The organism is Ensifer sp. Root278, assembly GCF_001429285.1.
Taxonomy (GTDB): Bacteria; Pseudomonadota; Alphaproteobacteria; order Rhizobiales; family Rhizobiaceae; genus Ensifer.
Genome location: NZ_LMJJ01000014.1, coordinates 12,734 through 27,344, shown reverse-complemented (window position 1 = coordinate 27,344; position 14,611 = coordinate 12,734). Strand labels below are relative to the sequence as shown.

The following is a 14,611-nucleotide window of genomic DNA, read 5'->3' as shown; positions in this document are numbered from 1 at the left end:
CATTGGCCGCCATGGACAGAATGGCAAAATGACTTGTACTTTTTTCGGTGGGCCATGACCGACGCCATTCCAAGTTTCTTCGTCTACGGTGAACCGGAGCAACAACTCGAACCCGGATTTTTCCATGTCGAGACGGTGATGGCGCGGCGTAACCTGCATCAGGGACAGGTGAAGGCGCATAAACACGATCAGATGGGGCAGATCACCTTCTGGATGAGCGGCCGCGGCACCTATTTCATCGACGACAGGCCATTGGACTTTTTGGCACCGGCCGTCAGCTTCGTGCCGAGCGGCATCGTGCATGGTTTTTCCGTCGATCCTGAGACGAGCGACGCGGTCGTCGTCTCGGTCGCTGATGGCGCGCTGCTCTCGATCCGGGAGAACACCACGCTTCCTGTTGATGCGCCGGTCATGATCCGTGGCGACGGCGAGGACCGGGGCTGGCGCCGTCTTGCCGAACTGCTCGATATCGTTGCCGACGAATATGCCGGCGGTGCGCCCGGCACCCAACAGATGCTCGCCTCGCTGGTCGCGGCCGTCCTCACCCAGATCGCCCGTCTGGCATCCGCCACGCCATCTCCGGCCCAGCCGTCGCAGGCGATGCTGGCGGCTCAGCTGCGCCGGCTTATCGATTTGCACTTCCGGGAAAACTGGAGCGTCGCGCAATACACCGACGCGCTGGCAACGACACCGCACCTCATCGCCAAGGCGAGCAGGGACGCCTTCGGCATGCAGGTCAAGGAGCTCATCAACGAGCGTCGATTGCTCGAGGCCAAGCGCCTGCTGCTCTTCACTGTACGGCCGCTGGAAGACATCGCCTATGAGATCGGCTTTGCCGATGCCGCCTATTTCTCGCGCTTCTTTCGGTTACGCGTGGGCGAGGCGCCGAGCGACTGGCGCCGCGCGCGGGTGAGCTCGTCAGGAGCCGGCTAAGATTGCCGGTCCCGAAAAGATAACGCATTGCCACGTTGGTCGCCGACTATCGGCCGTAGTTCCGCATCACCTCGATCAGCGGCACATGCCGGATCGCCTGGATCTTGAAGCGATCATGGGCGGTGCCGCCGGAATCTTCCGCCGCGATCATCGCGTTGACCACCGCTTCCTCGACGCTGTCGACAGTCGCGAGATAGACCGGGTCGAGCAGGTCGTCGTTGACGATCTCCAGCGAGAGGCGCGGCGGCGCCTTGTGCGCCATCGGCTGGGTATTGGCCGTGGAGAAGGCAAGGAAGATGTCGCCGGAATTGTTGCCACCCGGAGTACCATTGCGGCCGATGCCGATCGCCGCCCGTCGCGCCAGCCGCTTCAACTGGTGCGGCGCCATCGGCAGGTCGGTGGCGATCACGACGATGATCGAGCCGCGCTCCTGCATCTGGCTTTGCGGCGTGCCGTCGCGCATGTGCTCGCCGACCGGAACGCCACGGATCGTCAGCCAGTCGCGCTGGCCGTGATTGGCCTGCACCAGCGTGCCGATCGTATAGTCGCGACCGCCGAATTCGACGACGCGGGATGCGGTGCCGGTGCCGCCCTTGAAGCCATAGGCGATCATGCCGGTGCCGCCACCGCAATTGCCCTCCTGCACCGGGCCCGAGGTGGCGCTGTCGAGTGCTGCGCGCACATCTGTCTCGGTGATCGGCTGGCCGTTGATGTCGTTCAGAACGCCGTCATAGGTCTCCGCCACGACCGGCATCAACCATAGAAAGTCGTCGCTGTCGTAGGTCGACCGGTAGCGCTCCAGCATCCACCTGATGGTGGCGTGATGGGTCATGCCGACGGCGTGGGTGTTGGTGATCATGACCGGCCCGAGGAAGAAGCCGCCGTCCTCGATCCAGTGGGTGCCGGTCATCTCGCCGTTGCCGTTGAAGCGATGCACCCCAGCGTAGACCGGGACGGGGGTGGCCGAAGCGGCATGCGGCAGGATGGCGGTGACGCCGGTGCGGACAGGACGCTTGCGGCCCGGGCGCGGCGTCTCTTCCGCGATCGTGCGGAAGCCGACGGTTATGCCTTCGACGTCGGTGATGGCGTTGAAGCGGCCGGTGCGGCCGGAAAAGGGCAGCCCGATATCGCGGGCGCGAGCGGTGGGCGAGGCGGGAGTTTTATCGTTCATGATCATTTCTGCCGAGAGCGAAGGTAGAGGCCGAGCGAGGCGACGACGAAGGAGAAGGAGAGCATCATCACGGCAATCGCGTTGATCTCCGGTTTGATGCCGCGCCGAAGCATGGAGAAGATGAACATCGGCAGCGTAGTGACGTCGACGCCGGCGATGAAATAGGTGATGACGAGATCGTCCATCGAGATGATGAAGGCGAGCAGCGCGCCGCCGACGATTGCCGGAAAGAGCTGCGGCAGCACCACCCGGCGAAAGGTCATCCATTCATTGGCGCCGAGATCGGCGGACGCGTGCTCCAGCGTCCGGTCCATGCCGGCAAGTCGGGCCGAGACGACGATGAAGACGTAGGAGATCAGGAAGGTGCACTGGCCGATGATGATCGTCGTCAGCCCCAGCCGGATGCCGGAATTGACGAAGAAGATCAGAAGCGCGATGCCGAGCACGATATCCGGCATCAGCATCGGCATGAACATCACCACGCGGTAGAAGCGCTGGCCGACGAATTCGAAGCGATAGAGGCCGATGGCGATCGCCGTGCCGAAGATGGTCGCAATGGCTGTCGTAGAGGCGGCGATCACCAGACTGTTCCAGACCGCCTGCAGCAGTTGGCCCGTCGATTCGATGTAGAGAGCGCTTTCGGAGACCTTGGTCTTGAAGCCGAGAACCTGGGCGTACCATTCGGTGGTGAAGCCCGTCCAGGTCATCATGTTCACCGGATTGGCGTTGAACGAATAGACGGCGATGACGACGAGCGGAATGTAGATGAAGGCGAAGAAGAGGCCGGTATAGGCGAGCAGGCTACCGGTAAAGAGGGTTCGAGCGATCTTCATGGATCACCTCACCGTGCCAGCGCAGCGGCGGCGCTGCGCCGACCGGAAAGAACCACATGGGCGATCATCATGATCAGCATGACGGTCATCACCATCATCGCCAGTGCGGCCCCGAAGGGCCAGTTGCGGGCCGCGAGGAACTGCTGTTCGATCAGGTTGCCGAACATCATCACCTTGGCGCCGCCGAGCACCGCCGGCACGACGAAGTTGCCAAGCGCCGGAATGAAGACGATGACCGCGCCGCCGGCAATGCCGGGAGCGGTCAGGGGCAGGATGATGCGCCAGAAGGTGCGCAGCGGCCCGGCGCCGAGATCGAGCGAGGCGCGCACCAGCGTCCAGTCAAGTTTCTCGACGCTGGCATAAACAGGCATGAACATAAAGGGAATGAACACATAGGTCATGCCGAGGATGATCGCGCCCCTGGTGTAGATCAGGTCGAGCGGCCGCTCGATCAGCCCCGTTGACAGAAGCATCTCGTTGACGAGGCCGGTCTGGCGCAGGATCAACACCCAGACGAAGAGCCGCACGATCAGGCTGGTGAAGAAAGGCAGCGTGATCAGGAACAGGCAGAAATTCTTCCAGCGCTCGGAAAGCCGGGCGATGCAGAAGGCGGCGGGATAGCAGACGAGAAGGGTCGCGAGCACCGTCAGGGCCGCGATCTCGACCGAGCGCAGGAAGATCGCGATGTAGATCGGATCGAACTCCTCGAACATCGGATCGGCAAAACCGAGGATGCGACCGAAGTTATGCGGGTAGAAGGTCCACTCCACCCCACCATAGAGGCCGGGCGCGAGAAGGCTGGTGACGACCATGATCGCGAGCGGCCCGAGGAAGAAGACGGCAAGGAAGGCCGAGACGGGTCCGAGCAAAACGGCGAGCTGAAAGCGGCGGCGGCTGGCGATCGACATCTCACGCACCCCCGGCATTGGCACCGATGAAGTGCACGGCAGCAGGGTCATAGGCAAGCCGCGCCTTGCGTGTCCGTTCGACCGTGCCGACGAGATTGCGCCGATTGGCGGGAACTTCCGCAATCACCTTGCGTCCCTCGGCAGTGCGGCCGAACAGCTCGAAGGTGGAGCCGACAAAAACGATCTGGTCGAGATCGACGTCGATCGTCGGAAAGGGGGCGTTTTCCTCCGCAAGGAAGAACTGTTCCGGCCGGATCAATGCCGTCGCTTTGGTCGAAATTTTCTTGTCGCAGGGCTGGTGGCGGATCGCCATGCCATCCGCCGTCATCAGCCGGTCGCCGTCGAGCGTGCCCTCGAACAGGTTGCTGGCGCCGATGAAGGTGGCGACGAAGGTGTTGACCGGGTGGTCGTAGATGGCGCGCGGCGTATCGAGCTGCTGGATGCGGCCACCGGAGAGCACGGCGACGCGATCCGACATCGTCAGCGCTTCCTGCTGGTCGTGGGTGACGAAGATGAAGGAGATGCCGAGCTCGTTCTGCAGCGTCTTCAGTTCGATCTGCATCGCCTGACGCAGGTTCTTGTCGAGCGCCGACAGCGGTTCGTCGAGCAGCAAGAGTTTCGGCCGGGCGATGATGGCGCGGGCCAGCGCCACACGCTGTTGCTGGCCGCCGGAGAGCTGGCGCGGCCTGCGGCCTTCCATACCTTCCAGTCCTACCATCTTCAAGGCGGCGGAGACCTTTTCACGGCGCGCCGGCTTGGCGACGCCCGCGACTTCCAGCGAATAGGCGACGTTTTCGCCGACCGTCATGTGCGGAAACAGCGCATAGTTCTGGAAGACCGTGTTGACCGGGCGGCGGTAGGGCGGCCGGTCGGTGATGTCCTCGCCGTCGATGAGGATCGAGCCGCCGTCGAGTTCGACGAAACCGCTGATCGCCTGCAGCAGGGTGGTCTTGCCGCAGCCGGAAGGCCCGAGCAAGGTCAGGAATTCGTTGCGGCGGACGTCGAGATCGATGCTGTCGAGAGCGGTCACGATGCCGCCTTCCGGAGTGGTGAAGGCCTTGCTCGCCTCCACCAGCCGGACGATGGAATTCTGCATACTTCTGTTCCCCAAAATGTTATGCAAATAACGCTTGTGCGTTTCCGATATATGGATACCATTTGCCTATCGGAGTCAACGGCCACCAGAAGCCGTGATCCGGAAGCGGCCGGCAAGGGCCGTAGAGGGGCCGAACGGCCATGACCATCAGAGGAGAATGATGATGACAATGACGAATGGGGTGACGTGTGAAGGCAAGAGGCCTTTCGCCACCCGCGCACGTGGCGTGGCCGTTTTGCTGACGACACTTTCCGCTCTGTTCGGCACCGCCGAAGCGGCCGAGCTCAACATCTACAACTGGGGCGAATACATCAATCCGGCTGTCCTCAAGAAGTTCGAGGAAGAGACCCAGATCAAGGTCAACCTCTCCACCTATTCCTCGAACGAGGAGATGCTGGCGAAGATCCAGGGTGGGGCCACGGGTTACGACATCGTCTTCCCGTCGGTCCACATGCAGGACATTATGGCCAAGCTCGACCTGCTCGAAAAGACGGACATCAACGACTACGAGGGCTTCAAGAATATCGACCCGACCTTCCTTCGGGCCAAGAGCGATCCGAAGGGCGAGTATTGCCTCCCTTACGCCTTCGGCTCGGTCGGCATCCTCTACAACAGAAAACTTCTCGGCAAGGACGTGACCGGCTGGCGCGACCTGATCGAGACGGTGAAGGCGAAAGGGCTGAAGTTCACGCTGCTCGACGACATGCGCGAGGTGCTTTCGGTGGGTCTGATCCTCAACGGTCACAAGGTCAATTCCACCGACCCGGCGGAATTGCAGCAGGCTGCCGATACGATCATCGCGATGAAGCCCGACGTTGCCGCCTTTACCTATGACACCCGCCCGATGGTCGCCGCCGGCGATGTCGCGGCTGGTCACTTCTTCGTCGGCTCGATGGTCGATGTCTTCGCCAACCCCAAGGATCTCGGTTACGTGATCCCGGAGGAAGGGGCGACGATGTACCAGGAGGATATCTGCGTCCTGAAGTCGGCCCCCAACAAGGACAACGCGGTCAAGTTCCTGCAGTTCTATACGCGCCCGGACGTCGCGGCGCTCAATATTGAACAGCAGACCAACGGGACGGCCAACGTGCCGGCGCGGCAATTGACCCCCGAGCAGATCAAGAACAGCAAGGAAATCAACCCGCCGCCGGAAACCATGCAGAAGCTGCAAATCTTCGAAGACCTCGGCCCCGGCGTGCGCCAGCTCGACCGGGTCTGGACGAAGGTGAAGACGGCGGAATAAACACGCGATGCGATGACAGGAGCGGATGCGGGTTTGTTACCCGGCATCCGCTTCGGCAGACTTGCGTGTTTCCTTACCTCGTGGCTGAGGATAAACATGCAGCAATTCAAAGTGCTGCAGCGACCTTTTTCCGTCTGATAAGACCGGTGGCGCTGTAGAATGGGAGGGGACGTGGCACCGCGCATCCTGAAGCTGCTGCGCAGCGACGAGATGAGACGCTCGAAGTCGGACAAGCTCATCGCCAACTACATCGAGCGCAACCTCGCCGAGATCCCCTTCGAAACGGCGCGCTCGATCGCGACCCGCCTCGAGGTCTCGCCGATGACCGTCGGGCGCTATCTCCGGCGTTTAGGCTTCGATGGCCTCGACCAGCTGAAGCACGAGCTCAGGCGTGACGGCTCCAACAATCCCGCCTGGCAGGTCAAGGGCTCTGTCGGCCGGTTGCGGGAGGATAACCGCGAAGGCAAGCTGCTTGCCGGCCTGATCCAGCAGCAGGTCGACAATCTCGGCATGATCTACGAGCTGACGACCGCGCCGGAATGGCAGCAGACGATCGACGCCCTGATTGCTGCGAGCGAAGTCTATGTCGCCGCCTATCAGAACGTTCGCGGCATCGCGCAATATTTCGCCAGCCAACTGTCCTATACCCGGCCGCGCGTGCAGTTCGTCGACGGCCTCAACGGCACCTATGCCGAGCTGCTCGATGGCTCGGTCGAGGGGCGTGTGCTGTTCCTGCACGATGTGCGCCGTTTCGCCGCCAAGGCGCGGCCGCTTGCCGAGGAAGCCCGCCGCGCCGGCGTCAAGGTCATCCTCTATACCGACGAGTTCTGCCCCTGGGCACCTGAGGTCTCCGATATCTGCCTCATTGTGCCCGGGTCGCACGGTCCGCTGTGGGACGGGGCGGCGACAACCGTCGCGGTCATGGACCTGCTCTTGAGCAACATCATTGTCGTGCTCGGCGATGATGTCGGTGAGCGCGTCGCCCAGCTGACCCGGCTGCAGAACATCTTCGGCGATTTCGAGGACTAGAGCGCCGTGCGTTCGTTTGAACGCACAAAGGACGCTCTAGCACTTTGATTCTAGAGCATCTTTCTGCCTCAAATGATTCCACTTGAGGGCAGGATGCTCTAGGCAGCGATACCAGGAAAAGTGTGCAGCGGTTTTCTGTCCGGAATCGCGTCCAAAATTCGAAGTCTCCGTTCAGCCCTGGGTCGCCTGCGGGATGTAATCCCGCGCAATATCGATCGATGTCGGGCGCCCATCGAGAAAGAGCTCACCGATGCGCGGCGCCGTCCGGGCGATGACCTTGCCAGCCTTGATCACGAACAACCGGTTTGGCTTCAGCCGCAGGGCCTCGCTGACATCGGCCGCCTGCAAGAGGACCAGATCGGCCTTGAAGCCCACCTCCAGCCCATAGCCCTCAAGGCCCATGGTTTTCGCCGAGTTCACGGTGATCGCGTCGAAGATCCTGCGCTTGTCCTCGATGCCGCCCATCTGCGTCACGTGAACAGCCATATGGGCGACTTCCAGCATGTCGCCCGACCCCATCGAGTACCAGGGATCCATGACGCAATCGTGCCCGAAGGCGACGTTGAGCCCCGCCGCCATCAACTCCTTCACTCGTGTCATGCCGCGGCGTTTGGGATAGCTGTCGTGGCGCCCCTGCAGCATGATGTTGATCAGCGGATTGGGGATCACGTTGATCTTCGCTTCCACCATCAGCGGGATGAGCTTGGAAACATAGTAGTTGTCCATCGAGTGCATCGAAGTGAGATGCGAGCCCGCAACGCGTCCCTGCAATCCGAAGCGCACGGTCTCGGCCGCCAGCGTCTCGATGTGGCGCGACAGCGGGTCATCGGTCTCGTCGCAATGCATGTCGACGGGCAGGCCGCGCTCGGCAGCGATGCGGCAGAGCGCCTCCACCGAGCGTGCGCCATCCTCCATCGTCCGCTCAAAATGGGGAATGCCGCCGACGATATCGACGCCCATGTCGAGCGCACGCTCAAGCGATGCGACGCCATCGGGCGCGCGGTAGTAGCCATCCTGCGGGAAGGCAACGAGCTGCAGGTCGATATAGGGCGCGACCTTCTGCCTGACCTCGAGCAGCGCTTCGGCCGTGACCAGCCGAGGATCCGACGTGTCCACATGGCTGCGGATGGCGAGAAGCCCCTGGCTGACGGCGAGATCGCAATAACGCAGCGCCCGCTCGACCAGCGCCTCCTTGGTCAAGGTTGGGCGCAACTCGCCCCAGAGCGCGATGCCCTCAAGCAGGGTGCCGGAGACGTTCATCCGTGGCAGGCCGAGCGACAGCGTTGCGTCCATGTGGAAATGCGGATCGCAGAAGGGTGGGCTCAGCAACCGGCCGGTGGCGTCGATCTCTTCGCCTGCGGTCGCGGCAAGGTCCGGCTCGATTGCGGCGATCTTTCCGCCCACAACACCGACATCAATGCCCTGGCGTCCGTCCGGAAGGTTGGCGTTGCGGATGATCAGGTCGAACATGGCTGGCTTCTCCAGATGTCAGCGCCGCTTGTGGACCAAGCTGGCATGCCTACGATCCGAAGCTCTTGCGATAGGCGGCCGGCGACGTGCCGAATCGACGAACGAAGGAACGACGGAAGGCGATATCGTCATGGAAGCCGATATCCGTGGCAATCTTTTTGAGTGGAATGCCGGTGTCTTCGGCAAGCCTGCGCCCCGCCTCCAGCCGCATGCTCTCCACATAGTCGGCGGGCGTCATGCCCACCTCCTGTTTGAACTGCCTGGAGAAGTTTCGCTCGCTCATGCCGACGCGCCGGGCAACCGCTGCGACGCTGAGGTCGGCAGAGAGATTGTCGGCAATAAAATCCTGAGCCGCACGAATGGGTGTCTTCTGTGCAAGCTGGCCGGCGAGAAGGGTGCTGAACTGGGTCTGGCCTCCGGGCCGCTTGAGAAAGACAACGAGTTCACGCGCGACCTTCAAAGCGATGTCCAGGCCGAGATCCTTCTCGACGATGGCAAGCGCCAGGTCGATGCCGGCCGTTACGCCGGCTGAGGTCCAGACGTTGCCGTCCTTGGTGAAAATGCGGTTGGGCTCGAGTTTCACCTCCGGGAAGCGCTTGCCGAATTCCGCCGCTTGCGACCAATGCGTCGTCGCCCGCCTGCCGTTTAAGAGGCCCGCCTCGCCGAGCACGAAGGCGCCGGAGCACACCGATCCGAAACGGCTGGCGCGAGCCGATGCTTCCTTCACCCAGGCGAGAAGCGATGCCGGCAGTGGCCGTTCATGAATGAGCGGATCCCCGGCCACAAGCAACGTATCGATGTCGGAAAAACCTTCCTCCAGCGACCGATCCGGCAGCAGCGTCAACCCGGAAGATCCGCGCACCGGACTGCCGGACGCGCTGACGACCTCCACGGAATAATGGTCGGTGCCGCTCTGACGGTTGGCCTCCGCAAACACGTCCGAGGGCCCGATGACGTCGAGAAGCTGCACGCCCTGCATGGCGACGATGGCGATCTTGTGAACGGCCATTAACGAACCTCGAACAATCTGCCGGTCAGGACGATGCTGACCGTACGATAGAAGACGACAGCGATGGCGCCGGCCAGAAACAGGAAGAACAGTCCCGCCAGGCCGGTCAGGATAGCGCTCCCGGCAGAAGCGGCATACCGGAAGAAGGCGATCGACAGGGCAGCAAGCGGAAAGCTGATGGCCCACCAGGTGACGCTAAAGGGAACATGGGAGCGGAACACCATCGGCGACAGGACGAGCATGAGAAACAGGGCAAAGTAGAACAGGACCGTGGCGAAGAGATCGACCGAACCCGTGACGTTAGTATAGGCGAGGAAGCCGACGGCAAAGGGGGCGACGAGAACCATGAGGGACGGCCGAGCCAGCGCCGGAAGCGGATCTTCGTGGCGCAACCGCGAGAAGATGAGCGCGATAAAGACCGCGGCGATGACGCTGCCGACCGAAAAGGCAAGCATATTGACTTCATGCGCCCAGGAGAACGGCATGGCGTGGCCGGTAACGGCGATATCAAGGGTGGCGACGCCGGGGATGAGTAGCGGCGGCAGGGTGGTATCGCGCGACTGCTGCCGGCCGAGGAAGCCTCTGGCGACGACATAGGCGAGGGCGAAGGTCAGCGCAGACGCGATGGTCCAGACGACCTCTGACAGCAGCGGGCTGTAAAGGTTCAGAAAGGCAGACTGCAGAAGCAGGCCGATTGCGACGGTCGCAAAGAAGTTGCTTTGAACCGGATGGGCGAATTCAGCGGCGACCAAGCCAGGGTACCGGCGCCATTTGATGGCATAGCCCAGGGCAAGGCTCAGAAAGATCGAGGTACCGAGCCAGCCGACATATTCCCCGGGAAGGGCCGGCAGTCCGATCGTCCTGGTGGCTTCGCGCCAGGCGAGGCTCAGGCCCGTGATGCCCATTACCGATGCGAACAGGTTGATCGGAAGCTGCGAGATCGACCGCTTGGTCAGCGGCGTGCTGTTCGAGAGATCTATGGATTGAACGGTCATTGGCTTGTTCCTGTCCGAAAGAGTGCTGACAGGATTAAAACACGCTACACCTTTGTCTTGAATGATGCAAACAGTACGATTTCGGACTGGCTGCGTATGTTTCCGGCCAAGGACCGCTCAGTATCGCCGCCAGGTCGGTTGCCGACCACCGCGGCCGGGTCACGGTGCCCCGTAGCTGCGCCAGAGAACATAGAGGCTGACGGAAAAGATGATGGCGCGGAAAATCTGCGTCAGCGTATCGCGCTGGGTCGCAAGCCGGGTGGAGACGAAGGTGCCGACGATTCCGCCCAAAATGCCGCCGGCGATGAAGTAGCCGGCGATGCGCCAGTCCACCAAACCCGAGGAAGCGTAGTTGATCGCGGTCGTCAGGCCGAAGGTGCCGACGGCAAGCAACGACGTGCCGACCGCATTGATGAGCGGCATGCCGGTTGCAAGCAGGAGGCCGGGGACGATCAGGAAACCGCCGCCGATGCCGAAGAAACCGGAGCAGGTACCGGTCAAAAGCGCCGTCACTCCGGTCTTGCCGTGCGTCCCGATCGAAAGCGATTGCGGCGTGGCCGCCGTGTCGCACTTTACCTTTTTCATGGCGAAGCTGACGAACATCATCACCAGCCCGAACAGGAACAGCAGGCGCTGGCCGTCGACCAGTTTGCCGAGGCTAGAGCCAAGATAGGCGCCGAGCGAGCCGGCCACCGTGAAAATCAGAGCGCACCGCCACCAGAGGTGGCCGCGAAGCGCATGGCTGATGAGGTTGAGATAGGCGTTTGCGGAAACGGCGAGCGCTCCGGTGCCGAGCGCCGTATGCACGTCGCGAATGCCGACCACATAGATGAGGAGCGGGGTTGCCAGGATCGAGCCGCCGCCACCGATCAGGCCGAGCGTGAAGCCGGTGAGCGAGCCGGAGCCGATCGCGAGCAGCATTTGCTGGAAAGGATCCGCCACGATGCCTCTACCCCCAGACCGAACCGGGAAGGGCGTCGAGCGGGATTTTCAGGTAGCGCCGGCCATTGTCTTCGGTGGCCGGGAGCTCGCCGCCGCGGACATTCACCTGCAGCGCATGCAGAATGAGTTTCGGCATCGGCAAGGTACGGTCGCGCGCCTCGCGCAAGCCGACGAAATCGGCCTCGGACTTGCCGGCGACATGGGGGTTTTTGGACTTCTGCTCGGCGACCGTGCTTTCCCAGCGCGCCTTGCGGCCGCCCGGGCAATAATCGTGGCCGGTGAACAGCCGAGTCTCATCCGGCAGTGCCAGGATCGCCTGGATCGAACGCCAGAGGTCGGCAGCGCTGCCCCCCGGGAAATCGGCGCGGGCCGAGCCGCTATCGGGCATGAACAGCGTGTCGTGAATGAAGGCTGCGTCGCCGATCACATAGCTGATGGACGCGAGTGTGTGGCCGGGCGAATGCAGGACGCGAGCCTTGAGCTCGCCGATCCGGAACGTCTCGCCGTCAGTAAACAGCCGGTCCCATTGCGAACCGTCGCAGGCGAAATCCGGCCAGTTATAGATCGCTTTCCAGATCCCCTGCACGCCCTTCACGTGTTCGCCGATCGCCGTCGGCGCTCCCGTCCGGGCCTTGAGATAGCGCGCCGCCGAGAAATGGTCGGCATGAGGGTGGGTGTCGAGGATCCATTCGACGGTCAGGCCTTTGGCCGCGACATGGTCGAGGATCGCGTCGGCATTCCGCGTGGCGGTCGAGCCCGACTTCTCGTCGAAATCGAGCACCGGGTCGATGATCGCGCATTTGCCCGTCGCCGGATCGGCAACAACATACTGGATGCTGCCGGTGCGGACGTCGTAAAAGCCGGTCACATCGGGCTTATGCATAGGCGAGCGCCTCTTCAGCCGTTGCGCACGGGAAGAAGATTGCGCGAGCGGGGTCAAAATCGTAATCGGCTTCGAAGGTGGGCGCGTCCGCCGCCAGCTGGGCGACGCAATCGAGGATGAACTTCACCTTTTCGTCCGAAAGCAGGACGCTGAAGTTCAGCCGTGTGAACCCGGGCTTCTCGATCTCTTCGCCGGCGAGGATCGCCTGTCGGATCTGTTCGGAGTGTTCGGCATCGATCGACAGCAGCCGGTGTACGTAGGGCCCGGCACAGGCGCAGCCGCCGCGTGCCTGGATGCCGAAGCGATCGCTGAGCATGCGAGTAACGAGCTGCTGGTGGACATAGCCGCCCTTGCCGTTCCTGATGCGGAAGGAGAAGATCGGCAGGCGATCCGGTTCCTTAAGGCCGAGCAGCTCCAGCTGCGGGACGGTCTTCCAGGCGGCAAGGGCCTGTTGGGCCAGCGCGCGGTTGCGCCTTTCCATTTCTTCAAGACCGATCGCATGCTTGACGATGAAGGCGAGGGCTGCGCGGATGTCGCCGACGACATTCGGTGTTCCCGCTTCTTCGCGTGCTTCGAGATTGCCGCTGTAGTCGTGGGTATCAGGCGAAACGAACTTCACGGTGCCGCCACCCGGCCAGGTCGGTTTGTCGGTCACGACGCGGTCGCGGCGAACGATCAGGATGCCGGAGGCGCCCGGACCGCCGATGAACTTGTGCGGCGAGACGACAATGGCGTCGATCTCGAAACCGGCAGGCGACATGGAAATCGGAACGTAAGGACCGGCGCCTGCATAGTCCCAGATCATCTTCGCGCCGGCCGCCTTGACCATCCGGGTGATCGCCGCGACGTCGCTGGTGATGCCGGTGATGTTCGAACCGGCAGAGAGCGTGCAGACCGTCAGGTCCCGTGAACCGGCGTTTAGCGCTTGGGCAAGTTGGCCAAGATCCGGACCGCCCGCCTGGCATTCGGCGATTTCCACGATCTCGGCGCCGCTTTCGCGCCAGGGAAGGATGTTGGAGTGGTGCTCATAGGGGCCGATGATGACGCGGACCTGTTTGCCCGCCTCAGCCGCCGCGGTGACGCCGAACAGCTTGACCAACCGGTTGATGCCCGAAGTGGCGCCGGAACCTGTGAAAATCACGGCGTGGTCGGCAGTCGCGCCACAGAATTCGCCGATCAGCGCGCGCGCTTCCCGCCGCAACCGGGTCATGAAGCCGCCGCAATAGGAGGCTTCCGTGTGGCTGTTGGCGTAATAGGGCAGGACTTCGTCGAGCACGAAGCTTTCGATCACCCGCAGTGCCCGGCCGGAAGCGACATAGTCAGCATAGACGAGCGGCTTCGTGCCGTATGGGCCGACGATCTGCGCCTTCGCGCCGACGAGATCGTCGCGAAGATCGGCAATCACGCCCGGGCGGTTCAAAGCCTGGCGGAACTTGGCAAGCGGGCTAAGCTCCTCACAGGAGTGGCGGTGAACTGTTGGAACGATCATCTCGCTGACCTCCCTTGGAGCGAACATTGACAGCGATTATATTCCCCTTCATGGTCAAAAAATTCACCTATCTTCCTGCGCCAGTCGCGCTGTATTGTGTCAAATGATCGAAGAATCATCAAAAATAGATAGTTTTGATCTGAAGATCATGACGTTGCTGCAAAAGGATTCGAGCCTCTCGCAGCGTGAGTTGGCCGAGCGGGTCGGGTTATCGCAAAATGCCTGCTGGCGGCGCCTTCAGCGTCTGCAGTCGATCGGCATGATCCGGGGTTCGCACTGCGACATCGATCTCAGTGCTCTGGGCCTGGATCTGACGGTGATCGTGATGATCCGCACACGCCATCACTCCAAGGAATGGAGCGACGGCTTCCGGCAGCATGTCGAGCGACTGCCGGAAGTGATCGACTTCTACAGGATCGGCGGGGACTGGGACTATCTAATCAAGGTGGTGACCCGGGGCATGGGCGGCTACGACGCCTTTTATCAGAAGCTCATCACCAACTTCGATCTCGCCACGGTCACGGGCTTCTTTTCCATGGAGGCGATCATCAACAATCGCCCGGTGGATCTCAGCCGGTTGAAGTAAGGCGCCGGGCTCCGGCGCCCCATT

Annotated in this window: 14 protein-coding genes; 4 read left to right on the top strand and 10 right to left on the bottom strand. The window is 62.3% G+C overall.

Annotated elements, in window-relative coordinates; genetic code table 11:
- The first annotated feature begins 54 nt into the window (after positions 1 to 54).
- Positions 55 to 933 carry a helix-turn-helix domain-containing protein gene (locus ASE60_RS14230; RefSeq protein WP_057251217.1) on the top strand — a complete coding sequence of 293 codons (879 nt, stop codon included), beginning with the start codon at positions 55 to 57 and terminating at the stop codon, positions 931 to 933.
- 46 nt (positions 934 to 979) lie between these two features.
- On the opposite strand, the gene ASE60_RS14225 is transcribed toward ASE60_RS14230, so the two are convergent.
- From ASE60_RS14225 to ASE60_RS14210, 4 genes are read right to left on the bottom strand one after another with little or no spacing between them, the layout of a single operon-like run.
- A complete protein-coding gene (locus ASE60_RS14225) occupies positions 980 to 2,104 on the bottom strand; it encodes a P1 family peptidase (RefSeq protein ID WP_057251216.1) in 1,125 nt (374 codons plus the stop codon).
- A 2-nt stretch (positions 2,105 to 2,106) separates the two neighbouring features.
- Entirely contained in the window at positions 2,107 to 2,937 is an 831-nt protein-coding gene (locus ASE60_RS14220) for an ABC transporter permease (protein ID WP_057251215.1), read from the bottom strand.
- Between the two features lie 8 nt (positions 2,938 to 2,945).
- Entirely contained in the window at positions 2,946 to 3,845 is a 900-nt protein-coding gene (locus ASE60_RS14215) for an ABC transporter permease (RefSeq protein ID WP_057251214.1), read from the bottom strand.
- A gap of 1 nt (position 3,846) precedes the next feature.
- A complete protein-coding gene (locus tag ASE60_RS14210) occupies positions 3,847 to 4,941 on the bottom strand; it encodes an ABC transporter ATP-binding protein (protein ID WP_057251213.1) in 1,095 nt (364 codons plus the stop codon).
- A gap of 163 nt (positions 4,942 to 5,104) precedes the next feature.
- Here ASE60_RS14210 and ASE60_RS14205 point away from each other — a divergent pair, with 163 nt between their 5' ends.
- A complete protein-coding gene (locus ASE60_RS14205) occupies positions 5,105 to 6,184 on the top strand; it encodes a spermidine/putrescine ABC transporter substrate-binding protein (RefSeq protein WP_244495612.1) in 1,080 nt (359 codons plus the stop codon).
- Between the two features lie 171 nt (positions 6,185 to 6,355).
- Positions 6,356 to 7,213, top strand: a complete 858-nt coding sequence (locus tag ASE60_RS14200; protein ID WP_057251212.1) for a MurR/RpiR family transcriptional regulator — start codon at positions 6,356 to 6,358, stop codon at positions 7,211 to 7,213.
- A gap of 171 nt (positions 7,214 to 7,384) precedes the next feature.
- On the opposite strand, the gene ASE60_RS14195 is transcribed toward ASE60_RS14200, so the two are convergent.
- The 6 genes from ASE60_RS14195 to ASE60_RS14170 all read right to left on the bottom strand — a co-directional run bounded on the left by ASE60_RS14195 (position 7,385) and on the right by ASE60_RS14170 (position 14,001).
- Complete coding sequence (locus ASE60_RS14195) at positions 7,385 to 8,683, bottom strand: amidohydrolase family protein (RefSeq protein ID WP_057251211.1); 1,299 nt, start codon at positions 8,681 to 8,683, stop codon at positions 7,385 to 7,387.
- A gap of 49 nt (positions 8,684 to 8,732) precedes the next feature.
- Positions 8,733 to 9,692 (bottom strand): GlxA family transcriptional regulator, encoded by a 960-nt coding sequence (locus tag ASE60_RS14190; protein WP_057251210.1) that lies wholly within the window; start codon positions 9,690 to 9,692, stop codon positions 8,733 to 8,735.
- Positions 9,692 to 10,687 carry an SLAC1 anion channel family protein gene (locus tag ASE60_RS14185; protein WP_057251209.1) on the bottom strand — a complete coding sequence of 332 codons (996 nt, stop codon included), beginning with the start codon at positions 10,685 to 10,687 and terminating at the stop codon, positions 9,692 to 9,694. Before ASE60_RS14185 ends, ASE60_RS14190 begins: the two co-directional genes overlap by 1 nt.
- A gap of 159 nt (positions 10,688 to 10,846) precedes the next feature.
- The gene (locus ASE60_RS14180) at positions 10,847 to 11,608 is read right to left on the bottom strand and encodes a sulfite exporter TauE/SafE family protein (RefSeq protein ID WP_057251208.1); all 762 of its coding nucleotides are present in this window, start codon (positions 11,606 to 11,608) and stop codon (positions 10,847 to 10,849) included.
- A gap of 28 nt (positions 11,609 to 11,636) precedes the next feature.
- Positions 11,637 to 12,512 carry an MBL fold metallo-hydrolase gene (locus ASE60_RS14175; protein ID WP_057251207.1) on the bottom strand — a complete coding sequence of 292 codons (876 nt, stop codon included), beginning with the start codon at positions 12,510 to 12,512 and terminating at the stop codon, positions 11,637 to 11,639.
- A complete protein-coding gene (locus ASE60_RS14170) occupies positions 12,505 to 14,001 on the bottom strand; it encodes an aminotransferase class V-fold PLP-dependent enzyme (RefSeq protein WP_057251206.1) in 1,497 nt (498 codons plus the stop codon). Before ASE60_RS14170 ends, ASE60_RS14175 begins: the two co-directional genes overlap by 8 nt.
- Before the next feature lie 103 nt (positions 14,002 to 14,104).
- On the opposite strand from ASE60_RS14170, the gene ASE60_RS14165 reads away from it, so the two are divergent.
- The gene (locus ASE60_RS14165) at positions 14,105 to 14,587 is read left to right on the top strand and encodes an Lrp/AsnC family transcriptional regulator (RefSeq protein ID WP_057251205.1); all 483 of its coding nucleotides are present in this window, start codon (positions 14,105 to 14,107) and stop codon (positions 14,585 to 14,587) included.
- Positions 14,588 to 14,611 lie beyond the last annotated feature (24 nt).